Origin of the sequence: Agrococcus sp. KRD186 (assembly GCF_017168255.1) — a bacterium.
In the GTDB taxonomy this organism is placed as follows: domain Bacteria; phylum Actinomycetota; class Actinomycetes; order Actinomycetales; family Microbacteriaceae; genus Agrococcus.
In genome coordinates this window covers 2,047,050-2,066,518 of the sequence record NZ_JABFAP010000001.1, presented here as the reverse complement: position 1 = coordinate 2,066,518, position 19,469 = coordinate 2,047,050, and the positions used below count along the sequence as shown (strand labels likewise).

At 68.3% G+C, this 19,469-nt stretch carries 25 protein-coding genes; 15 read left to right on the top strand and 10 right to left on the bottom strand.

Translation table 11 applies throughout. The features are described 5' to 3' along the window. Positions 1–633 precede the first annotated feature (633 nt). The 3 genes from J1M46_RS15930 (at position 634) to J1M46_RS15925 (ending at position 2,243) form a co-directional block, all read left to right on the top strand. A complete protein-coding gene (locus tag J1M46_RS15930; protein WP_446698579.1) occupies positions 634–1,212 on the top strand; it encodes an SHOCT domain-containing protein in 579 nt (192 codons plus the stop codon). A gap of 18 nt (positions 1,213–1,230) precedes the next feature. Next, positions 1,231–1,764: a uracil-DNA glycosylase family protein gene (locus J1M46_RS10035; RefSeq protein WP_342384344.1), complete on the top strand. Its 534-nt coding sequence runs from the start codon at positions 1,231–1,233 to the stop codon at positions 1,762–1,764. 242 nt (positions 1,765–2,006) lie between these two features. After that, the gene (locus J1M46_RS15925; RefSeq protein WP_446698578.1) at positions 2,007–2,243 is read left to right on the top strand and encodes a hypothetical protein; all 237 of its coding nucleotides are present in this window, start codon (positions 2,007–2,009) and stop codon (positions 2,241–2,243) included. A gap of 501 nt (positions 2,244–2,744) precedes the next feature. Here the strand turns inward: J1M46_RS15925 and J1M46_RS10025 are convergent. Both J1M46_RS10025 and J1M46_RS10020 read right to left on the bottom strand, forming a co-directional pair. Further along, positions 2,745–3,524 carry a hypothetical protein gene (locus J1M46_RS10025; protein WP_206447669.1) on the bottom strand — a complete coding sequence of 260 codons (780 nt, stop codon included), beginning with the start codon at positions 3,522–3,524 and terminating at the stop codon, positions 2,745–2,747. Then, positions 3,503–3,751, bottom strand: coding sequence for a hypothetical protein (locus J1M46_RS10020; protein ID WP_206447668.1), 249 nt, complete (start codon positions 3,749–3,751; stop codon positions 3,503–3,505). The genes J1M46_RS10025 and J1M46_RS10020 overlap by 22 nt, the downstream gene beginning before the upstream one ends. A gap of 155 nt (positions 3,752–3,906) precedes the next feature. Here J1M46_RS10020 and J1M46_RS10015 point away from each other — a divergent pair, with 155 nt between their 5' ends. Both J1M46_RS10015 and J1M46_RS10010 read left to right on the top strand, forming a co-directional pair. Further along, positions 3,907–4,797, top strand: coding sequence for a hypothetical protein (locus tag J1M46_RS10015; protein WP_206447667.1), 891 nt, complete (start codon positions 3,907–3,909; stop codon positions 4,795–4,797). A 366-nt stretch (positions 4,798–5,163) separates the two neighbouring features. Next, positions 5,164–5,358 carry a hypothetical protein gene (locus J1M46_RS10010; protein ID WP_206447666.1) on the top strand — a complete coding sequence of 65 codons (195 nt, stop codon included), beginning with the start codon at positions 5,164–5,166 and terminating at the stop codon, positions 5,356–5,358. 68 nt (positions 5,359–5,426) lie between these two features. Here J1M46_RS10010 and J1M46_RS10005 read toward each other — a convergent pair whose 3' ends face one another. Then, positions 5,427–5,831, bottom strand: a complete 405-nt coding sequence (locus J1M46_RS10005) for a MerR family transcriptional regulator (protein WP_206447665.1) — start codon at positions 5,829–5,831, stop codon at positions 5,427–5,429. Between the two features lie 176 nt (positions 5,832–6,007). Here J1M46_RS10005 and J1M46_RS10000 point away from each other — a divergent pair, with 176 nt between their 5' ends. After that, entirely contained in the window at positions 6,008–7,564 is a 1,557-nt protein-coding gene (locus tag J1M46_RS10000; protein ID WP_446698577.1) for a SulP family inorganic anion transporter, read from the top strand. Positions 7,565–7,687: 123 nt separating this feature from the next. Here the strand turns inward: J1M46_RS10000 and soxR are convergent, their stop codons facing one another. Further along, positions 7,688–8,185 carry a redox-sensitive transcriptional activator SoxR gene (soxR, locus tag J1M46_RS09995; protein ID WP_206447664.1) on the bottom strand — a complete coding sequence of 166 codons (498 nt, stop codon included), beginning with the start codon at positions 8,183–8,185 and terminating at the stop codon, positions 7,688–7,690. A gap of 61 nt (positions 8,186–8,246) precedes the next feature. Between soxR and J1M46_RS09990 the strand changes: the two genes are divergently transcribed. Then, on the top strand, positions 8,247–8,975 hold the full coding sequence (locus J1M46_RS09990) for a transketolase (RefSeq protein ID WP_206447663.1): 729 nt from the start codon (positions 8,247–8,249) through the stop codon (positions 8,973–8,975). Then, positions 8,972–9,871, top strand: a complete 900-nt coding sequence (locus J1M46_RS09985; RefSeq protein ID WP_206447662.1) for a transketolase family protein — start codon at positions 8,972–8,974, stop codon at positions 9,869–9,871. The genes J1M46_RS09990 and J1M46_RS09985 overlap by 4 nt, the downstream gene beginning before the upstream one ends. 71 nt (positions 9,872–9,942) lie before the next feature. Here the strand turns inward: J1M46_RS09985 and J1M46_RS09980 are convergent, their stop codons facing one another. Then, the gene (locus J1M46_RS09980) at positions 9,943–11,220 is read right to left on the bottom strand and encodes a DUF4143 domain-containing protein (protein WP_206447661.1); all 1,278 of its coding nucleotides are present in this window, start codon (positions 11,218–11,220) and stop codon (positions 9,943–9,945) included. Positions 11,221–11,397: 177 nt separating this feature from the next. Here J1M46_RS09980 and J1M46_RS09975 point away from each other — a divergent pair, with 177 nt between their 5' ends. Continuing rightward, on the top strand, positions 11,398–12,228 hold the full coding sequence (locus tag J1M46_RS09975; protein WP_206447660.1) for a hypothetical protein: 831 nt from the start codon (positions 11,398–11,400) through the stop codon (positions 12,226–12,228). Here J1M46_RS09975 and J1M46_RS09970 read toward each other — a convergent pair. The 3 genes from J1M46_RS09970 to J1M46_RS09960 form a co-directional block, all read right to left on the bottom strand. Then, positions 12,221–12,913 (bottom strand): hypothetical protein, encoded by a 693-nt coding sequence (locus J1M46_RS09970; protein ID WP_206447659.1) that lies wholly within the window; start codon positions 12,911–12,913, stop codon positions 12,221–12,223. The genes J1M46_RS09975 and J1M46_RS09970 overlap by 8 nt on opposite strands. Next, positions 12,906–13,514: a hypothetical protein gene (locus J1M46_RS09965; protein ID WP_206447658.1), complete on the bottom strand. Its 609-nt coding sequence runs from the start codon at positions 13,512–13,514 to the stop codon at positions 12,906–12,908. Before J1M46_RS09965 ends, J1M46_RS09970 begins: the two co-directional genes overlap by 8 nt. 129 nt (positions 13,515–13,643) lie before the next feature. Beyond that, on the bottom strand, positions 13,644–14,090 hold the full coding sequence (locus tag J1M46_RS09960; protein WP_206447657.1) for an ATP-binding domain-containing protein: 447 nt from the start codon (positions 14,088–14,090) through the stop codon (positions 13,644–13,646). A 52-nt stretch (positions 14,091–14,142) separates the two neighbouring features. On the opposite strand from J1M46_RS09960, the gene J1M46_RS09955 reads away from it, so the two are divergent. The 3 genes from J1M46_RS09955 to J1M46_RS09945 all read left to right on the top strand — a co-directional run bounded on the left by J1M46_RS09955 (position 14,143) and on the right by J1M46_RS09945 (position 15,223). Continuing rightward, a complete protein-coding gene (locus J1M46_RS09955) occupies positions 14,143–14,394 on the top strand; it encodes an addiction module protein (protein ID WP_206447656.1) in 252 nt (83 codons plus the stop codon). Positions 14,395–14,587: 193 nt separating this feature from the next. Further along, complete coding sequence (locus tag J1M46_RS09950) at positions 14,588–14,827, top strand: DUF433 domain-containing protein (RefSeq protein ID WP_206447655.1); 240 nt, start codon at positions 14,588–14,590, stop codon at positions 14,825–14,827. 33 nt (positions 14,828–14,860) lie between these two features. Then, positions 14,861–15,223, top strand: a complete 363-nt coding sequence (locus J1M46_RS09945; protein ID WP_206447654.1) for a DUF5615 family PIN-like protein — start codon at positions 14,861–14,863, stop codon at positions 15,221–15,223. Positions 15,224–15,408: 185 nt separating this feature from the next. Here J1M46_RS09945 and J1M46_RS15825 read toward each other — a convergent pair whose 3' ends face one another. Then, positions 15,409–15,582, bottom strand: coding sequence for an ATP-binding domain-containing protein (locus J1M46_RS15825; RefSeq protein WP_342384413.1), 174 nt, complete (start codon positions 15,580–15,582; stop codon positions 15,409–15,411). A 96-nt stretch (positions 15,583–15,678) separates the two neighbouring features. Here J1M46_RS15825 and J1M46_RS09935 point away from each other — a divergent pair, with 96 nt between their 5' ends. Beyond that, the gene (locus tag J1M46_RS09935; protein WP_206447652.1) at positions 15,679–15,858 is read left to right on the top strand and encodes a hypothetical protein; all 180 of its coding nucleotides are present in this window, start codon (positions 15,679–15,681) and stop codon (positions 15,856–15,858) included. On the opposite strand, the gene J1M46_RS09930 is transcribed toward J1M46_RS09935, so the two are convergent. Then, a complete protein-coding gene (locus J1M46_RS09930) occupies positions 15,841–16,362 on the bottom strand; it encodes an LLM class flavin-dependent oxidoreductase (RefSeq protein WP_342384412.1) in 522 nt (173 codons plus the stop codon). The genes J1M46_RS09935 and J1M46_RS09930 overlap by 18 nt on opposite strands. Before the next feature lie 552 nt (positions 16,363–16,914). On the opposite strand from J1M46_RS09930, the gene J1M46_RS09925 reads away from it, so the two are divergent. Then, positions 16,915–18,111: a M20 metallopeptidase family protein gene (locus J1M46_RS09925; protein ID WP_206447651.1), complete on the top strand. Its 1,197-nt coding sequence runs from the start codon at positions 16,915–16,917 to the stop codon at positions 18,109–18,111. A 38-nt stretch (positions 18,112–18,149) separates the two neighbouring features. Next, positions 18,150–19,469, top strand: coding sequence for an MFS transporter (locus J1M46_RS09920; RefSeq protein ID WP_206447650.1), 1,320 nt, complete (start codon positions 18,150–18,152; stop codon positions 19,467–19,469).

The following is a 19,469-nucleotide window of genomic DNA, read 5'->3' as shown; positions in this document are numbered from 1 at the left end:
CTCCCGCTAGTGCGGCGTCGGACCACTCCGTGATCCGATGCGCACGGCCAATCGCCCCGAAGTGTTCGCCAGTTGCTGCGCCGACGCTTCGGTCCAAGTGAGTTGCCGTAGCCGGGAACCAGGCACTCCAACGGTCATGAGCGAGGGCCCAGCGCCGCATTGCGTCGAGCACCATGCGTGACGTGACGCCGCGGGGTCCAGGCGAATCGTCGATGACCTGACGGAGCGCAATAAGTGCGTCGCGCAATTCAGACGCTGCCTCGCGAACATGTGCACGACGGTCACGAGCGATGTCTCGGCGGCGGCTCAGCGAGTAGGTGACACCGGAACCGACGATAGCGCTGGCGACTGCGCTGCCCACCGCCGGCATCAAAGTTGCAACTTCGTCGATGATTTCCTCCCACTACGTAGCCTGTGTCGGACAGTATCGACTTCCACTGACGCGAGCCGGTTCGGAGATCTGTCGCACCTCGGCGATGCCCTGCTCGTCGGGACGGTCGGCGCCGAACACGGGCTCGAACGCGATGTAGAGGTAGGCGCTGGAGGCGCTCGATCTGCTCGGCCAGCTGCGGCGACTGGCGCACGTGCGGAGGGACATGGTCGCGGGATAGGCATCGCGACGATGAGCCTGCCATGCCAATCGCCTTCCAAGACCGTACGATGTCGAACATGGCCAGAGTTCGCGTGCAAGTTAGGTCGGCATGCCGCGACTGTGAACTTTGCACGGGGACCGCATTCACCGGGCTCGGCCGGTCGGCCGCTCGTGGGACCGCAAATTTGGTGTCGCTGGGACTAGTCGGCGCTCTCATGCGAAAGTGCGATGCGTGCGGCCATCCGATGGTCGAGCATGGCGGTCAGAACGGCGAACTAGTTAACGTTCAGCGACGTGAGCGCTCCGAAACAAACGTGAGCAGCGATGCCATTCAGCCGCGCTCCGCCCCGTCGCGGCTGGTGGGCCGGTTGCCCGCTTCCGCAGGTTGGCACGCACACGGCGGGACGTGGCGCTGGTTCGATGGAGCGCAGTGGACGGCACATCGGGCGCCGGGTCCTCCATCGTCTAAACCGATCAGCCCGCCGAGTGACCAGGTGGTGAGTTCCCCTGCCGTTCGAGATCTGGCAGAACAACTCAGAACTTTCGCAGAATTGCGTGACGAGGGGCTGATCTCAAGTGATGACTACGAGGCGAAGAAGCGCCAGTTGCTTGGAATGTGAGCAGTTGCCGGGAGCATTGTGATCGGCTATCAGGAACGAACCGACTGGATGGGCCGCGAGGTGGTGACGCTCGCGGACGTCTGGCCGCAATCCCCACGAGCCATGATAGTGGGTCTCAATCCTGCACCCGAGAGTGTGCAGGCCGGTCACTACTATCAAGGGAGAGTCGGCCAACGGCAGATGGGACGACTCGTTGCTGCCGGAGTTTTCGACCGTCCGGATGGTCCGTACTTCGAATCAGTTGCTCTCGCCTCCCATACGGGATTCACCGACATCGTCAAGCGGTCAAGCCGCGGAGAACGAGACGTCGAGGACGCAGAAATCCGATACGGCCGTCACCTCTTGGAAGCGAACCTCAACGCGCGCGAGATACCTCTGGTGATCTGCGTTTTCCGCCAGCCAGCCGAGGCTTTACTGGAAGAATCTGCCGCGCCTGGTTTGCAGGAAAGACGCACCGCCTGGGGTGCTCGTGTATTCCGGATGCCTGGCCCATTTGACAAGCGCGAAGTCGTCACCAGCGTGATGGCGAGTCTCACCCGCGCACTTGACTAGGTGTTCTTCCCCGGGAGGTTGTGAGGGTGTGAGCTGAGCGAAGGCCTCCATGGATGTGGGTAACCACACGCACGTCCAGCCACGGAGACCTTCATGACTCACGCTAATGCCCTTTTCGCCGAGCTCGGCAGACACAGCTTGTCGTCGAACATGGTTGGCCCGTCGAACGCGTCGCGGATCGGTTTCACCGCGCTTCCGGCACGGTCCGTTGTTGGGCGGCACGGTATCGGGCGGGCGAGCCGATGACGGACCGCTCCTCGCGGCCGCTCTCGTCGCCGAATCGGACGCCGACGCGGCTGGAGCGGCGGATCATCGGCCTGCCCTTCAATCGCCGCTGGGGACCGCACAACATCAGCTACCACCTGCGCATCGCACGCTCGACAGCCGGACGGATGCTCGCGCGGTTCAAGATGTCGCTGCTGCGGACGATCGACCACGCAATTGGGCTGCCGGTGCGCAAGGCCAAGCCGGTCCGCTAGGTCTCCCGTCCGGGTGAGCTGGTGCATGTGGATATCAAGAAGCAGCGCCGCATCCCGGACGGCGGCGGTCATCGCAAGCTCGCCCGTATCGCGGGCAAGCGCAACAGCGGTAGGCAGAAGCTCGGCTTCGCGTATTTGCATCACGCGGTCGATGGCCACGCGCGCGTCGGCCCGCCAGTCGACCGGTCGCATGGTCGACCCCGCAGAAGTCGCCCTGGCCGGGTCGTACCTCGCGCATCCGCGAAACCGATCCAGCGTCGGCACCACCGTGACAGTCGACGGCGGCATCGCCGCGCTGCACCTTACCGACGCGCGAATCAGAACAACGAAGCGAAAGGCACGCTGCTGTCAGCCGAACCACGGCGCCCGGGCTGCACACGGCTGCCGCCCGCTGCCGCTGTAGGGCTCGCCCGAGGAGGAGCGAGGTCGCGGTGCCCGACCGGCCCCGCGCCTATGTGACGGTGTGCGCGGGCGACGGCACCGCATCCGTCGTCTTCGTCGTCAGGTCTGCTGGCTGGTGACCGCGCTGATGCGGCAGTCGCGGCACCAGAAGGCGTAGATGATGCCCTCGGTCCAGCGCTCCCAGCCGTAGGAGCCCTCGAAGGGGGTGAACGCGCCGAACTGGGCGGCGATCGGCATCGTCTGCGCGCAGGTGGGGCAGGTCGGATAGATCATGTCCTGCACCCAGCTGCCGACACCACCGACGCGGTTGAGGTTGCCGCCCAGACCCCAATCCTGCACGTGCCAGCGCGGCCGGGTGGGGTGGAACGTCGCGGGCAGATCGGGCACCGGATCGGGGACCGGCATGCCGGCGTCGGGGAAATAGTTCACGCGCGGCATCGAGACGGGTGCGTCGTCGGCATGCGAGAAGAACTGGCCCGTCCACATGCACGGCATGTTGGGGCAGGCGACGATCTGGGCCGGCACCGTGCCGTCGTCGACCCCGGGGAAGGTGCCGAGCTCGAGCACGCGGTGCAACCGCCAGCCGCAGGCCGAGCAGAGGCCATCGGCGAGACCGCCGACCCTGCCCTCGCCGATCGACGGCGCGGACGGCTGGTCGGTGGGGTCGGGCGAGGCCAGCGCCTGCCACTGCGCGGAGTGACCGATGCGCACGCTGTGCTCGATGCTCGAATCGTCGACCAGGCCCTCGCGGATGACGATGTGGTGCGGAGGCAGGCCGACGAGCGAGCGGTCGCCATCCCGTGGGTCGACCGGCCAGATGTAGGGGACGTCGTCGAGCTCGTCGGCGTGCTGCTCGATCAGGTGCGGGGCCTGCAGCATGAGCAGCTGCCCGAGCTCATCGGCCCCCTCGTCGGGCAGGTGGCGGACGACCGCTTCGGCCAGCTGCGGCAGGTCGCCGTCGGGAACCCGGTCGAGGAGCCCCTCAGCAGCGCCTGCGTCAGCGGCTCCCGATGCTCGAGCGCTGCGAGCAGCACCCGCGTCGGCGACGGCATGGCGGCGAGGCGGTCGAGCAGCTCGAGGCGCTCGGGGGTGAGGTCGTGGGGCATCGGCTCCTCCTGCATCGGTGCACTGCTCGGAGGGTAACCCGCCACCTGGTGGAAGGCGAGCGGTGCTCGAAAATGTCATGCAGACGCGGGGCGGGCGGGCCAGGCGTGGAGCACGCGTCAGCAGGCATGTGGGCGCCTGATGCCACGATCGCGGCATGGATGCGGAGTGGCGCAAAGCCGGCGGGATTCTCATGACGGATGCGCCGATTCGGGCGTACGGCGGTCTCAGGATCCCTCGGGAAGCCCTGGAGGAATTCGCCCGCCGGGTGACCGCGGGCGAGGTCTCGCTGCATGCGCACCACGACAACCGGGTGCGCATGCGCAATCTCCGGGTCGACGTCGTCGACCGTGAAGACGGTGTCAGCATGCTGCGATTCGTCACCGACCGGCACAAGGGTGACGACCAGTGGCTGTGGGCGATCCATCCGCTGTCAGCGAGCCTGAAGATGCCGCTCGCTCGCGATGCGCAGCGTGTGCACCGCGATGACGCAGCCCTGTCGCTCAGCGCGGATCACGCGTGGTTCGAGGATGCGGTGCTCATCGAGGCCGAGCAGTGCCTGCTCGCGAGCGGGGTCGAGTCCGACGGGCTGCAGGTGCAGCGTGCGCTGCAGTTCGCGTCCGAACCCGAGCCTTGGATCTTGGTCGACATCGCTCTTCCTTCGCTGACCTCCCTCGGAGCGGGCGCGCTGTGGGCTGCCATCGAGGTGCTCCTCGCCGGACGGACCACGCCTGCGCACGGCGACGCGGGCGCGGCGAGCGTCGTCAACGTCAGGATCACCGATGGCGACAGAGCGGTGACTGCCGTCGTGGTGACCGCGGATGAGGCTGTGGCGCAGCGCGCCATCGGGTCGCTCGACCAGGCGGTGGCGACCGTCCTGGAGCGCGCCGCCTCGTCCAGCGCGTCCGAGTCGGTGACGATCTGGGACGAACGCAGCAGTACGTGGCTGCCGTCGGATGCCCCGTTCACATCCGCTGGCGCAACTCCTCGAGGCGAGGCGCAGTCGACGTCGGTGACGACGACCACCGGCGATTCGACGCCCTTGTAGCGGTGCATCGTGCCCCTCACGCTGCCGTCGATGGCGAGCTTCTCAGCCGATGATTGCAGGAGGCCTAAGCCGACGATTGCAACATGACGGGTTACGGCAGACCCGCGCGATCGAACTCCTGCTGCAGGCGCGGGCGGCGGGAGTAGCGCTCCGCAGCTCCGCGATGAAGCGCGCCACCGCATCCGCCTCATCCGTGCGCGCCGCGATGCGGCGCATGCGCGCGAGCCGCCGGGCGGCGAACCCGTCTGCACGCTGGACTGTGGGGATATCGCCACATGCTGGACTGTGGGGAAATCGTCACATCTGCCGCGTTCGCCAGTTGCAGCCGCAATGATCGCGCTCCTTCCGTGGCGATAGCCTCGGCGTATGGACGAGTCGACGATCACACCGGTGGAACTGTCGCGCGAGCTGGGCATGGACCGCAAGGTGCGGCAGATCCGCGGCTTCCTGCGCAACCCCGCCGATGGCGGCGGGCCGTTCGAGGGGCACGAGATCGGCACCGAGTGGCACCTCACGCGTGAGCAGGCGGATCGGATCCGGCGCCACTTCCGCAAGGTGTAGGGGCTTCGAGACGCGCGCGGCCTACGGTCGCGCGCTCCTCAGCCAGCGAGAGGGTGCCGCGCTCGAGTTCAGGGTGCGTCGGGCTCGATGCGCTGCAGCACCTCGTCGGCAGCGGTGAGCTGGCGCGCGAGCTTGTCGCGCCGCGCGCGCATCTCGGTGCGGAACCATTCGGCGCGCTCGGCCGCAAGCGTCGCCAGCGGATCGGCGGGGGAGGCCTCGATGGCGTCGGTCAGCTCAGCCAGCTCTTCGAGCGAGAATCCGAACGCCTTCATGCTCATGATCAGCCGCACGCGCTGCTCGTCGGCCGCCGTGTAGAGGCGGAAGCCGCCCTCGGTGCGGCCCGATGCCTGCACGAGCCCGACCTCGTCCCAGTGCCGCAGCGAGCGCAGCGAGAGCCCGGTGCGCTCGGCGAGCTCGCCGATGTGCATCGTGGCGGCGCGGTCGTCGTCTGCGTGTGCGGTGTCGTCGGTCATGAGGTTCCTTCTTCAACTCTACTATCACGTTAGGGTAGAGTTCTCGTTGGTCGCTCCGGCGACCCCGCTGTCCATTCTGGCCCGCTCGGCTGGACGGCCCCGCGCGACGACGCGCACCGCACTCTTGTCCCCTTCGCTGCGGCACGCCTGCGCGAGCACCGACCCGAGGAGTCCCCTTGGCCATCAGCACCCCCGCACTCGACCGCCGCGCGCGGTACCGAGACAACCCATCTGTCATGACCGTGCTGCGCAATCCGCGCCTGCTCACCCGCGAGGCGCTCGCCGGCCTGGTCGTCGCGATGGCGCTCATCCCCGAGGCGATCTCGTTCTCGATCATCGCCGGCGTCGACCCGCAGGTCGGCCTCTTCTCGTCGTTCGTCATGGCGGTCTCGATCGCCTTCCTCGGCGGCCGGCCCGCGATGATCACCGCCGCGACCGGCGCGATCGCGCTCGTCATCGCGCCGATCATGCGTGACTACGGCTTCGACTACTTCATCGCCACCGTGCTGCTCGCGGGCGTCATCCAGGTGGTGCTCGGCGTGCTGGGCGTGGCGAAGCTCATGCGCTTCATCCCGCGGAGCGTCATGGTCGGCTTCGTCAACGCGCTCGCCATCCTCATCTTCCTCGCGCAGATCCCGCACCTGGTAGGCGTGCCGTGGCTCGTCTACCCGCTGGTGGCGGTGGGCATCGTGATCATGGTCGTGATGCCGCGCCTCACGAAGGTGGTGCCGGCGCCGCTCGTGGCGATCGTGCTGCTGAGCGCTGCCGTACTGCTGTTCGGCTGGGGCGTGCCGAACGTCGCCGACCAGGGCGAGCTCCCGCGCTCGCTGCCAGAGCTCTTCTTCCCGGATGTGCCGCTGAACCTCGAGACGCTCGGCATCATCGGGCCGACCGCGATCGCGATGGCGCTCGTCGGCCTCATGGAGTCGCTCATGACCGCGAAGCTCGTCGACGACATCACCGACACACACTCGAACAAGACGCGCGAGTCGTGGGCGCAGGGCGTCGCGAACGTGCTCTCGGGCTTCTTCGGCGGCATGGGCGGCTGCGCCATGATCGGCCAGACGATGATCAACGTGAAGGCATCGGGCGCCCGCTCGCGCATCTCGACCTTCCTGGCCGGCCTCTTCCTGCTGATCCTGGTGGTCGCCCTCGGCGACGTCGTCGGGCTCATCCCGATGGCGGCGCTCGTGGCCGTGATGATCATGGTCTCGGTCGGCACGTTCGACTGGCACTCCATCACGCCGTCGACATTGAAGCGGATGCCCGTGTCAGAGACGCTCGTGATGGTCGTGACCGTCGCGGTCGTCGTGGCCACGCACAACCTCGCGATCGGGGTGATCGTCGGCGTGATCGCCGCGATGGTGCTCTTCGCGCGCCGCGTGGCGCACTTCCAGTCGGTGACGAGAACGGTGACGGATGCCTCGGCCGGCACCGAGGGCGGCGACGGCACAGGAGGCACCGGCGGCACCGTGCGGTACGTCGTCGAGGGAGAGTTCTTCTTCGCCTCGTCGAACGACCTGACGACGCAGTTCGCGTACACCGACGATCCCGACCGCGTCGTCATCGACCTGTCGCGCTCGCACATCTGGGACGCATCCACCGTTGCCGCCCTCGACGCGATCGAGACCAAGTACGCGCGGCTCGGCAAGACCGTCGAGCTGCACGGGCTGAACGCCGCGTCGACGTCGATGCGCGACCGGATGACGGGGCAGCTGGGCGGGGAGGGCTGAGGCGCTCGGCCACGATTGTGCCTCGTCGGCTACGTCGCTGGCATGGCCGATCACGACTCCTGCATCGCCGCCGCTCCCGAGGCCTAGTGCGGGCGTCGCGCAAGGACGCGGGCGTCTGAGCGCTCAGCGGCCGGTGCGGCGGGCGCGCACGTCGCGGTCGTGGCCCGGCTCGAGCAGCACGCCGCCGGTGCCTTCCGCACGCAGCTCGTCGTCGGGGTTGTAGAGCGCGCACGCCTTGAGGCTCAGGCAGCCGCAGCCGATGCAGCCGTCGAGCTTGTCGCGCAGCCGGACGAGCCGCTCCACCTGCTCGTCGAGCCGCGGCCGCCACTCGCGCGAGAGCTGGTGCCAGTCGCGCTTGGTCGGCGTGCGCCCCTCGGGCAGCGATGCGAGCGCCGCCCCGATCTCGTCGAGGCTGAGCCCCACGTTCTGCGCCGCCCGGATGAACGCCACGCGCCGCAGCGTCGCCTGCGCGTAACGCCGCTGGTTGCCCGTGGTGCGATGCGAGCGGATCAGCTTGCGCTCCTCGTAGTAGCGCAGCGCTGAGGTCGCGACGCCCGAGCGGTCGGCGAGCTGCCCGATCGTCAAGTCGTGCGCAGTTTCCAATGGTCGTTCTCCTCGCATCGGGTGAGCGGCCCGACACGCCGCTTGACTTCAAGCTACCTTGAAGTTGGAACCTGTGTGCATGGCAATCCTCACCAAGCCCGGCACCGCATCCGTCACCTCATCTGTCACCCGTGATCGCATCGCGCAGCTGATGACGCGGCTGACCGGCGACGAGAAGCACACGGCCGCCGCCACCTCCACGCTCGACGTGCTGCACGTGCTCTACGGCCGCATCCTCGACCTCTCGCCGCAGCGGCTCGACGACCCCCACCGCGATCGCTTCTACCTCAGCAAGGGGCACGGGCCGATGGCCTACTACGCGACGCTCGCCGCGCACGGGTACTTCCCGACCGACTGGCTCGACGGCTTCGGCGCCTTCGACTCGCCGCTGGGCCAGCACCCCGACCACCTGCTCATCCCGGGCGTCGAGATCTCCAGCGGATCGCTCGGGCACGGACTGCCGCTGGGGGTCGGCGCCGCGCACGCGCTTGCCGCACGCGGCAGCCCCGCGCGTGTCATCGTGCTCGCCGGCGACGCCGAGATGGATGAGGGCTCCGCCATCGAGGCCGTCGAGTACGCCGGCGCCGTGGGGCTCGAGGGCCTCACCCTGGTGGTGATCGACAACGACTCCTCCTCCTACGGTGTGCACGGGCGCATCGAACGTCGACTCGCGGCCAACGGATGGGATGCGCGCCGCGTCGACGGGCGCGACCACGACGAGTTGGCGGATGCGTTGGCACGCCGGGTGCACGGGGTGCCGACCGCCGTGGTCGCGCAGGTCGAGCGCAAGTACGGAGCCGCCGCATGAGCGCGGTTGTCGCCACCGGGCCCCGTGCCCGGTTCGGGCAGGTGGTCACCGAGCTGCTCGACGAGCGGGACGACCTGGCGCTCGTCTACGCCGAGATCTCGGGCCAGTACTTCGGTCAGGCCGCCCATGCGCATCCGCGCCGCGTGATCAACGTCGGCATTCGCGAGCAGCTGCTGGTGAGCACCGGGGCGGGCATGGCGCTGAACGGGATCCGGCCCATCGTGCACACCTTCGCGCCGTTCCTGCTCGAGCGGGCGTTCGAGCAGATCAAGCTCGACTTCGCGCACCAAGGGGTGGGGGGTGTGCTCGTCAGCACCGGCGGATCGTTCGACATGTCGACGCTCGGGCGCACCCACCAGGGGCCGGGAGATGTGGCGCTGGCGGCGACGGTTCCCGGGATGGTGATCCACGCGCCGGCGACGGCGGCGGAAGCCGAATCGGTGATCCGCGCCGCCGTGGCCGCCACCGGGCTGCACTACGTGCGGCTCTCGGAGCAGACCGACGCGCTCGAGCTACCGGACCCTGCGCGGGTGCACGTGCTGCGGCAGGGGCGCGGCCCCGTGACGATCGTGGCGCTCGGACCGGTGCGCGACGCGGCCCTCGCCGCGGCCGCAGCGCTCGATGCGACGGTGCTCGCCTCTGCGACGGTGCGTCCGCTCGACGTGGCGGCGCTGCGCGCGCATGCCGGGCCGCAGGTCGTCGTGGTCGAGCCGTGGCTCGAGGGCACCTCGCTCGGTGCCGTCGCCGAGCTGCTCGACGATGCCCCGCGCCGCTACTTGGCCATCGGCACCGCCCGGCGGGAGCTGCGGCACTACGGCACGCCGGCCGAGCACGCTGCCGCCCACGGGCTGACGGCCGCTGGGATCCTGCGGCGGATCGGCGACTGGTCGGGCTGAGACGGCGCAGGACGAGGCACGCGCAATCGTTGAACGCGTTACTCGAGCGGTACGCGTTCGGTGTCACGGTGTCACGGCGTCAGCGCCTGCAACGGTGCGGTGACCGTGCCGTCATCGGCCGTGAGGGTCGGGCCGGTGCCGGTGACGACGAGCCGGAACGCTGGCGCCCCTACTGCTGCGACGTCGATCTGCTCTACGACGCCTCGCAGGCCGTCAGCGGCGGCGGCGAACTGCGTCGCCCCGAGCTTGATCTCGACAGCGCCCCACCTACCGTCGGGAAGCGTGATCACCGCATCGATCTCCTTGCCGTTGGAGTCACGGTAGTGCCGCACCTCACCGCCCAGGGTTGACGCGAAGACCGTCAGGTCGTGCGTGGCCGCGCTCTCGAAGAGCGTGCCGACGGTGGTCAGATCTCGGAGCAGTGTTCGGGGTGCAGCACCGAGAGCTGCAGCGGCAAGTGCAGGATCGACCAGGTGCAGCTTCGGGGACTGTCGCACGCGCGCTCGCGAGCGGAGCTTGGGCGACCAGGCCAACTGGCGCTCGACGATGAAGAGCCGCTCGAGCAGACCGACGTAGGTGCTCACCGTGTCCGCGGTGATCGCCGGAGCGAACGAGCGGACGTCAGCGGCGAGCGTGGCGAAGGTGACATCGGAAGCGACGGAGCGAGCAAGCGCGGTGATGAGCTGCTTGATCACATCCGGCTCGTGGCGGAGATCGGCAAGACGGTGGACGTCGGTGCGTGCGACGTCGTCGATGTACGCACGCAATCGTTCGGCAGACTGCTCGATGCTGAGATCGGTCATCGCGGGGAAGCCGGGGCGCAGCAGCTGGTCGACGAGCTGATCGATTTCGATCGATACCTGCAGGTCGGCGGATGGGTGGTCGCCGTCGAACAGGCTGGCGATGCTCACGCCGTCGGCAGACGAACCGAACTTCTCGTGCCATGTCATCGTGCGCTGCCGCAGCCGCAGGAACCGGCCGGCCCCAGTATGCCGCGTCGCGTCGTCCGCAGGCACTGCGGATCCGGTCAAGATGAACTGGCCCGGCTGCTCGCGAGCGTCGACCGCGCGTCGCACCAGGTTCCAGAGCTCTGGAGCAACCTGCCATTCGTCGAGCAGTCGGGGTGTATCGCCGTCCAAGAGTGAACGGGGTGCGATGGTCAGCGCCTGCTGCGCCTCCGGCTCGTCGAGGAAGACGTGCGAGCGAGCGGCGTGCAGCGCGGTCATTGTCTTGCCAGTCGCTCGCGCGCCCTCGATCACCACAGCGCCAGCAGTCTCGAGGGCTCGTGCGAGGCTCGAATCGATCAGCCGCGGACGGTAGCGGCGTTCGGAGGTGGACAGTGCAGGCACGCATGCGAGCCTAGCACTAGGGCGGAGATTGCAGGACTCCTAGGGCGGAGATTGCAGGTGCAGTGGGGCGGGAACTGCAGGCGGCCTAGGCCGAAGATTGCAGAATGAACGGGCGCGACAACTCGCGCGGAAGAACGCGACCGCAGACGTGTGGGTGCCCCGGGCCATGCTCGCGGCATGGACGCAGAGTGGCGTAAAGCCGGCGGGATTCTCATGACGGATGCGCCGATTCGGGCGTACGGCGGTCTCAGGATCCCGCGGGAAGCCCTGGAGGACTTCGCCCGACGGGTGACCGCGGGCGAGGTCTCGCTGCATGCGCACCACGACAACCGGGTGCGCATGCGCAGTCTCCGGGTCGACGTGGTGGACCGCGAAGACGGTGTCAGCTTGCTGCGATTCGTCACTGCCCGACACAAGGGGGACGACCAGTGGCTGTGGGAGATCCATCCGCTGTCGGCGAGCCTGAAGATGCCGATCGCTCGCGATGCGCAGCGTGTGCACCGCGATGACGCAGCCCTGTCGCTCAGCGCGGATCACGCGTGGTTCGCGGATGCGGTGCTCATCGAGGCAGAGCAGCGCCTGCTCGCGCGCGGTGTCGATCCCGACGGGATGCAGGTGCAGCGCGCGCTGCAGTTCGCGTTCGATCCCGACCCTCTGATCTCCGTCGACATCGCTCTTCCACTGCTGCCGTCTTTGGCGGTCGGCGCGCTGTGGGATGCGATCGAGGCGCTGCTCGCGGGGCGGACAACGCCCGAGCATGGGGACGCGGGCGCGGCGACCGTGATCAACGTCCGGATCGCCGACGGCGATCGCGCGGTGACGGCTGTCGTCGTCACCGCGGATGAGGCGGTGGCCGAGCGTGCCATCGGGTCGCTCGACCAGGTTGTGGCGTCGTTCCTCGACCACGCTGGCGCGTTTGGATCGGTCATGCTCTGGGCCGACGACGGCAACGCATCGCTGGTGCCGGACGGGGACAGGCGTGGGGGCTGGGAGCCAGTTACTACGTGAGCTCGGGGCGGGCGCGCTCCTGCGGCGCAATCGCAGTCTTGATTGCCGCGTTCCACTCGCGTCGCCAGGACTGGAGCGCCTTCTGCTGAGTCTTGCTGGGCTTGGCTCGCGGTCCGATCAAGTCGAACAGCTTCGCGACATGGCCAGGCAGATCCTGCGCGGGGCCAGCGGTTGCCGAGGCAAGAATTTCGCACGCGACTCGGGCGTCGACGCCCTTGTCGAGAAGCCGAAGGATCTCACGGGCATCCTTCGCGCCCTTCTCCGTGTCCGGACGATCGAGCAACGCTGCCATCTTCGAGATGGTGTGGGCTTCGATCGTCAGCAGCCGCCATGCACCATGGCCGAGTTCGTCAGTGTGCTTGGCGAGTTCTTCAACACGGAGTCGGAGCTTGCCGCCGAGCTGTGACTGGTGGGGGATATACACGTCGACGTGGATGCCGTCGAACTCCCCACGCCACTTCGTGCCTTGAAGATGACTTGACTTCGATAGGCCCGTCAGCGTTGCTTCGAGCTGCTGCCGCACCTCGTGAGAAGCGATGATGAGGTCGATGTCATGGCTGATCTCCCCGCCGACACGATGGACGGTCGCCCAGCCTCCGATGAGGATCGAGGGTTCGAGCTCCTGCCCGAGGAAGTCGAGCACTTCAACGAGATGAGCCTCGTCGTCGATCGGCACATCAGCCATCTGCCGCCTCCGCCCTCGACCAGTCATCAACGCTGAACCATGCGCGCCAGAGTGCGCGGCGGAACTCGCTGGCCTGCCACCCGGGTTGAGCGAAGAGATCCGCATAGGTCTGGGCGGCGCTGGTGAATCCGCTGCGCCATTCGTCGAGTGTCTTCGACTCCACCGCGAGCACCAGAGCTTCCTCGCCCGGGGGAAGGTCGTCGAGTGCAACGCTCATCGGGAGGTAGAGGATTGCGGGTGCGTGATCAGCGATCGTGTTCAGGCCGCCGAGATGTTGGACTGCGGCACGAGTGCCGCCGATCGCGTACTTCTCGGTGTCGGCTGCCAGCTTCTGTGCAGCGTCGAACTGCGTGCGCGTCGCAGCGCGCAGCGATCGCGCTGCAGCGAACAGCGTCAGAACGCGCTCGGGGTCAGTGACACTGAAGCCGCCAGCTGGGTGTCGCGTCACGGCGCCGATCTGGATCGGTCGAGTGAGTGCCTTGTAGGCGAGCTTCTCTCCGACGCCTGCTTCCCAGGCCAGGTCGCCCGTGTTCTTCCAGGCTCGTCGGCCATCGAGGGCGGCGTCGACGAGCACGCGCCACACCGCATCGGTTTCTCGCAACACGCACCCCCTCAGGCCAACTCTACCGAACGGTGGAACTGAGATTCCACCAAAATGTAGAACCATAGTTCTACTAAACAGTAGAACTGTACAGATTGCGAGGATCGAACTGTACAGATTGCGGGTGGTTCACATCCGCTCGTGCAGCTCCTCCAGAGAGGTGAGCACGATCAGGCGCTCGGTGGCGCGGGTCATGCCGACGTAGAGGAGGTCCTCCCAGCCGGGGGAGCGGCCGTCGACGTCGGTGACGATGACCACCGGGGATTCGAGGCCCTTGTAGCGGTGCACGGTGCCCCAGCGGATGCCGTGGGTCGCGCCCGACTGCGGTGACGCATCCGTCGTCTCCCCGAAGGCGCGGTGGGCCGCCGACCTGCGGCGGGGCGAGAGGACGAGGATCTCGTGCGGATCCCAGCCGTCGGCCCAGAGCGTCTCGAGCGCCTGCAGCAGCAGGGCATCCTGCTCATCGGCGTCGCGGTAGCGGCGGATGGCGCCGGCGAGCTCCTCATCCTCATCGTCGCGATAGAAGTCGGCGTACTCGACGCCGGTGATGAGCTGAGCGCGCGGGCGGTTATGCACAGCCGGTGAACTGGCCCGGGCGGGTGCCGCGTGAGCGCCGTACATTCGAGACATGACGTTGGCGGATCTGATCGAGGCGGCGCGAGAACTCGCGCCGGCTGATCGGGTCAGGCTCGCCGATGCAGTGATGGCGAGCGTTGAAGGCGACGCGGCCATCGACCCCGTGCTTGACGCGGCTTGGCAGGTAGACCTGCGTCGCCGAATCAGCGATATCGAGAATGGCCGGGTCGAACTGGTCGACGGACGCGAAACCATGCGGGTCGCGCGTGAGCGAATCGCTGCGCGATCTCGTCGAGCGAGGTGAGCGCGATCAGGCGCTCGGGGGCGCGGGTGGCGCCGATGCAGAGGTCGGTGAGGATGGCTGCCAGGGCTTCGAACCTCTTGCAGGCGTGCACGGTGCCCCACTTGGTGCCGCTGGCCTCCCCCTACGGTGCGGCAACTGCGGTGGGTTTCATCGGATGGGTGCGGAAGTGAGGCCGGGGTGGGAGGATGGCGCCATGCTCGCCGGACCCAGCCGACTCGACCGGATCACCGTGAATCCGGAGATCAGCCACGGCAAGCCGACGATCCGCGGCATGCGCATACGGGTGCGAGACGTCCTGGAGCTGCTGGCATCCGGGATGACGTACGAAGAGATCCTCGCCGACTATGACGAACTCGAACGCGACGACATCCTCGCGGTGCTCGAGTTCGCGGCCCTCGATTCCGCCGGTCGCATCGAGCGATTCGTCGCCTGACCGCCTGGCTGTGCAGCGGAGCTCTGGGCAGGCGTGACTGAGTTCCTCATCGATCAGCAGTTGCCCGCTCGGCTCGCTGAGCACTTGAGCAACCGCGGTCACGACGCCCGACACGTGAAGCAGTACCCGGGCGGCACGACTCTGAGCGACCCGCAGATCGCCGCCATTGCCGACCGTGAAGGCCGGGTCGTGGTGACCAAGGACGACGACTTCCGAGTCCTTCACCTGACGCGCGGGCAGCCCGCACGACTCCTCATCGTGACGTGCGGCAACATCTCCACCTCGGCTTTGCTCACTCTTGTCGATGAGCACTTCGCTGATCTCGCATCAGCGATCGACCAGTACCGCTTCGTTGAGCTGCACCGCGAGGGCGTCTTCATCCACGACCCACGCTGACGCCGGCGCTGAGCGCATCCGCCCTGTCATGCCGCGCGGAGCGCCGAGTCGCGGCGGTGATAGGCGTCCTTTCGCGTGAAGTCGTCGGCGAGGATGTCGCCTGCGCCAGCATCCGATGGTGGAACTTCACCACGACGTGCTCGGTGACGCACAGTGGACAGATGGCGAGCGGCACGCCCGCCCGATCACGCCCGCTCGTGCAGCTCCTCCAGCGAGGTGAGCACGATCAGGCGCTCGGTGGCGCGGGTCATGCCGACGTAGAGCAGATCCTCCCAGTCCGGCGAGACGCCGTCGACGTCGGTGACGATGACCACCGGGGATTCGAGGCCCTTGTAGCGGTGCACGGTGCCCCAGCGGATGCCGTGGGTCGCGCCCGACTGCGGTGACGCATCCGTCGTCTCCCCGAAGGCGCGGTGGGCCGCCGACCTGCGGCGGGGCGAGAGGACGAGGATCTCGTGCGGATCCCAGCCGTCGGCCCAGAGCGTCTCGAGCGCCTGCTGCAGTATCGCCTCCTGCTCATCGGCGTCGTGGTAGAGACCGTTGGTGCCGTCGGGCGCTTCGCCCTCCTCGTCGCGGAAGTGGTCGGTGTAAGCGATGCCGGTGATGAGCTGCGGGTGTCAGCGCTTTGGCAGTAGTGGCAGCACGTCCTCCGAGAACTGAGCGAGGAAGCGGCGCTGGTCGTGGCCGGGGCCGTGGAAGACCAGGTGGCGGAAGCCGAGGTCGGCGTAGTGCGTGATCGCCGCGGCGGTCTCGGCGGGGTCTGAGGAGATGATCCAGCGCTTCGCGACCTGCTCGATCGGGAGCGCGTCGGCCAGGCGCTGCATCTCGGCCGGGTCGTGGATGTTCTGCTTCTGCTCGGGCGTCAGCGAAAGGGCCGCCCAGAAGCGGGTGTTCTCGCGCGCGACGTCGAGGTCGCGGTCGTAGGAGACCTTGATCTCGATCATGCGGTCGACATCCGCGTCCGCCCGCTTGCCGAGCTCGATGCCCTCCTCGAGGTTGGGCACGATCGTCTCTGTGTAGTACTTGTCGCCCTTGCCCGAGGTGCAGATGTGGCCGTCGGCCACGCGGTCGGCGTACTTCGTGGTGGCGGGGCGGCCGCCGGCGAGGAGCGCTTCGGTAGGGGTCGGTGATGCTGCGATGCGGCGGATCGCCGCGACTTCCTCGGGGGAACGTCCCGCGCCATGCGTCCTGCGGCTTCGTCGCTCGAGCTGAGTATTGCTCGGAGGCTAACCCGCACCCCCCCGCGGTCGCACCAGCAACGGTGAACCGCGTCCGTGCGCTCGGCGACGGTGTACAGATTGCGAAATTTGGACTGTACGGATGGGGGCGGTGCATTGCGGCGTCGATCACATCCGATGACGGAACTCCGCCAGCGTGGTGAGAACGATGAGTCGCTCGGCGGCGCGGAGGCGGGGAGGGCTTGGCGGTCGCCGATCCTGGGGGTTTCGTGATGGCTGCGGCCTTCGTCCGCGGCTTCCTCGACCGGCGGGTGGGCGTTCTGCTCGACCGGCGGGTGGGCGGTCTCTGCGACCGGCGGCTGGTCGGTCTGCTTGACGGAGTGCAGTCCTCCTAGGACGGAGATTGCCGACCGCTAGGCAGCGGCGTCGTCAGCACTCGCCGTATGGGCTGCGTGTTAGGTTCGACCCTTGCAGCGAGCGCCGCTCGAGGCTCTCGCTCGCAAGGGAGACGGCATGACGGATCGCACGGCGCACGAGCCGACCGAGCTCATCGCCCTGCGCCGCGAGCTGCACCAGATCCCCGAGGTGGGGCTGCAGCTGCCGCAGACCGTCGCGCGCGTGCGCCGCGAGTTCGAGCAGCTGCCCGTCGAGATCGTCGACGCCGTCGGCGTCTCCGGGTTCGCGGCGGTGCTGCGCGGCGGCCGCGGCCAAGACACCCCCGTCAGCGAGCGCCCGACTGTGCTGCTGCGCGCCGACATGGACGCCCTCCCGGTGGTGGAGGAGACCGGGCTGCCCTACGCATCCGCCAACGGCAACATGCACGCGTGCGGGCACGACCTGCACATGGCCGCGATCGTCGGTGCGGCACGCCGGCTCGTCGAGGCCCGGCACGAGCTGGCCGGCGACGTGGTCTTCCTGCTGCAGCCGGGCGAAGAGGGCTGGGACGGCGCGCGGCTCGTCATCGACGAGGGCCTGCTCGACGTGAGCGGCAAGCGCCCCGACCACGCCTACGGGCTGCATGTCTGGTCGGGCCTCTACCCGCACGGGCAGATCGCCTCGCGGCCCGGGCCGCTGATGTCGGCGGCGGATGTGCTGACGGTCACCGTGCACGGGCGCGGCGGGCACGGCTCGGCTCCGCACCTCGCGATCGACCCGATCCCGATCGTCGCCTCGATGATCCTCGACGCACAGGTGATGGTCGCGCGGCAGTTCGACGCCTTCGACCCTGTCATCGTCACCTGCGGCAGCCTGCACGCGGGCTCGGCGAACAATGTCATCCCCGACAGCGCCATCGCCGAGTTCTCGCTGCGCTCCTACTCTGCAGCCGCGCGCACGCAGCTGCTCGAGGGCCTCACGCGGCTGTTCACCAGCATCGCCGAGGCGCGCGGGGCGACCTGCACGCTCGACTTCGGCGCCTCCTCAGCGCTCACGAGCAACGACCCGCATGAGATCGAGTACGTGGCGGATGTCGTGCAGCAGGCCTTCCCCGACCGCTGGCACACGCTCGAGCACCCGATCGGCGCCTCCGAGGACTTCTCGCAGATCCTGCAGCTGATCCCCGGGGCGTTCATCTTCGTGGGGGCCGTCCCGGCCGGGCAGGACCCCACGACCGCGCCCCTCAACCATTCGCCGAAGGCCGCCTTCGACGATGCCGTGCTCGACGACTGCGCAGCCATGCTCGCGGTCTTGGCGCAGCACCGACTGCGGTGACGCATCCGCTTCATCCCCCTGCACAGGAAGAGCCGACGATGACCACTCCCCAGCCCACCAGGGTCGCCCCAGCGCGGCAGAGCTCGTTCAAGACGCTGCTCGGCACCGGCGTCGGCAACGCCGTCGAGTGGTACGACTGGAACATCTACGCGAGCTTCGCCGTCTACTTCTCGGCGCAACTGTTCAACGACGCCGACCCGCGATCGGCGTTCCTGCAGACCATGGCCGTGTTCGCGGTCGGCTTCGTCGCACGCCCCTTCGGCGGCGTGCTCTTCGGCTGGATCGGCGACCGGATCGGCCGCAAGCCGTCGCTGACGCTGTCGATCCTCGCCGCCTCGGCCGGCTCGCTGCTGATCGCGCTCAGCCCCACCTACGAGCAGATCGGCTGGGTCGCCTCTGCACTGCTGCTGCTCGCCCGCCTCATCCAGGGCCTCGCGCACGGCGGCGAGCTGCCGGCCGCGCAGACCTACCTGGCCGAGTTCGCGCCGCGCGAGCGACGCGGGCTCTTCGCGAGCTCGATCTACGTCTCCGGCACGCTCGGACTGCTCGCCGGGCTCGCGCTCGGGCTGCTGCTGCAGGCGCTGCTGACCCCCGAGCAGATGGCGGTCTGGGGCTGGCGGATCCCGTTCGCGGTCGGTGCGCTGCTGGGGCTCGTGGCCCTGTGGATCCGCTTCTCGATGAACGAGTCGGAGGTGTTCGAAGAGCACAAGGCTGCCGCCCAGGAGCAGAAGAAGGAGAACGTGCTGCTCCTGGTCGCCAAGAACTGGCGCACCGGGCTGCGGGTCATCCTGATGACGGCGGGGCTGACGGTGGCGTACTACATCTGGTCGGTCACGATCGCGTCGATCGCGCAGACCTCGTTCGGCTACAGCCCCGAGGACGCCTTCGCCGCCGCGCTGATCGGCAACGCGGTGCTCATCGTGGTGCTGCCGCTGTGGGGCTGGGTCTCCGACATCGTCGGCCGGCGCCCGACCATCATCTTCGGCCTGCTCGGCAGCGCCGTGCTCTACATCCCGCTGATCAACCTGATCTCGGGCGGCGAGTTCTGGCAGCTCGTGGTCGCGATCTGCACGCAGCTCATCCTGCTCGCGGCGTTCCTCAGCCACGCGCCCGCCACCTACGCCGAGATGTTCCCGACCGCGCAGCGCACTTCCGGCTTCGCAATCTCGTACGCGATCGCGATCGCGACCTTCGGCGGCACCGCGGGCTACGTGCTCACCGCCATCGGCGACCCGTTCGTGTTCGCCTGGTACTCGATCGCCCTGCTCGTCGTGTCGGCGGTCACCGTGTTCTTCATGCCAGAGACCAAGGGGCGCGACCTGACGGTGGAGGCGGAGCCGGTCGTTCGAGTGCGGTAG

Excerpts from the sequence above, each read along its gene's own strand:
- J1M46_RS09925 (WP_206447651.1), top strand. The coding sequence starts at position 16,915 with ATGACGGATCGCACGGCGCACGAGCCGACCGAGCTCATCGCCCTGCGC.
- soxR (WP_206447664.1), bottom strand. The coding sequence starts at position 8,185 with ATGCGAGGAGAACGACCATTGGAAACTGCGCACGACTTGACGATCGGG.
- J1M46_RS10025 (WP_206447669.1), bottom strand. The coding sequence starts at position 3,524 with ATGCTGCAGGCCCCGCACCTGATCGAGCAGCACGCCGACGAGCTCGAC.
- J1M46_RS15930 (WP_446698579.1), top strand. The coding sequence starts at position 634 with ATGCCAATCGCCTTCCAAGACCGTACGATGTCGAACATGGCCAGAGTT.
- J1M46_RS10020 (WP_206447668.1), bottom strand. The coding sequence starts at position 3,751 with ATGCCCCACGACCTCACCCCCGAGCGCCTCGAGCTGCTCGACCGCCTC.
- J1M46_RS10010 (WP_206447666.1), top strand. The coding sequence starts at position 5,164 with ATGGACGAGTCGACGATCACACCGGTGGAACTGTCGCGCGAGCTGGGC.
- J1M46_RS09955 (WP_206447656.1), top strand. The coding sequence starts at position 14,143 with ATGACGTTGGCGGATCTGATCGAGGCGGCGCGAGAACTCGCGCCGGCT.
- J1M46_RS09970 (WP_206447659.1), bottom strand. The coding sequence starts at position 12,913 with ATGGCTGATGTGCCGATCGACGACGAGGCTCATCTCGTTGAAGTGCTC.
- J1M46_RS09920 (WP_206447650.1), top strand. The coding sequence starts at position 18,150 with ATGACCACTCCCCAGCCCACCAGGGTCGCCCCAGCGCGGCAGAGCTCG.
- J1M46_RS09985 (WP_206447662.1), top strand. The coding sequence starts at position 8,972 with ATGAGCGCGGTTGTCGCCACCGGGCCCCGTGCCCGGTTCGGGCAGGTG.
- J1M46_RS09990 (WP_206447663.1), top strand. The coding sequence starts at position 8,247 with ATGGCAATCCTCACCAAGCCCGGCACCGCATCCGTCACCTCATCTGTC.
- J1M46_RS10015 (WP_206447667.1), top strand. The coding sequence starts at position 3,907 with ATGGATGCGGAGTGGCGCAAAGCCGGCGGGATTCTCATGACGGATGCG.
- J1M46_RS09950 (WP_206447655.1), top strand. The coding sequence starts at position 14,588 with ATGCTCGCCGGACCCAGCCGACTCGACCGGATCACCGTGAATCCGGAG.
- J1M46_RS15925 (WP_446698578.1), top strand. The coding sequence starts at position 2,007 with ATGACGGACCGCTCCTCGCGGCCGCTCTCGTCGCCGAATCGGACGCCG.
- J1M46_RS09975 (WP_206447660.1), top strand. The coding sequence starts at position 11,398 with ATGGACGCAGAGTGGCGTAAAGCCGGCGGGATTCTCATGACGGATGCG.
- J1M46_RS10005 (WP_206447665.1), bottom strand. The coding sequence starts at position 5,831 with ATGACCGACGACACCGCACACGCAGACGACGACCGCGCCGCCACGATG.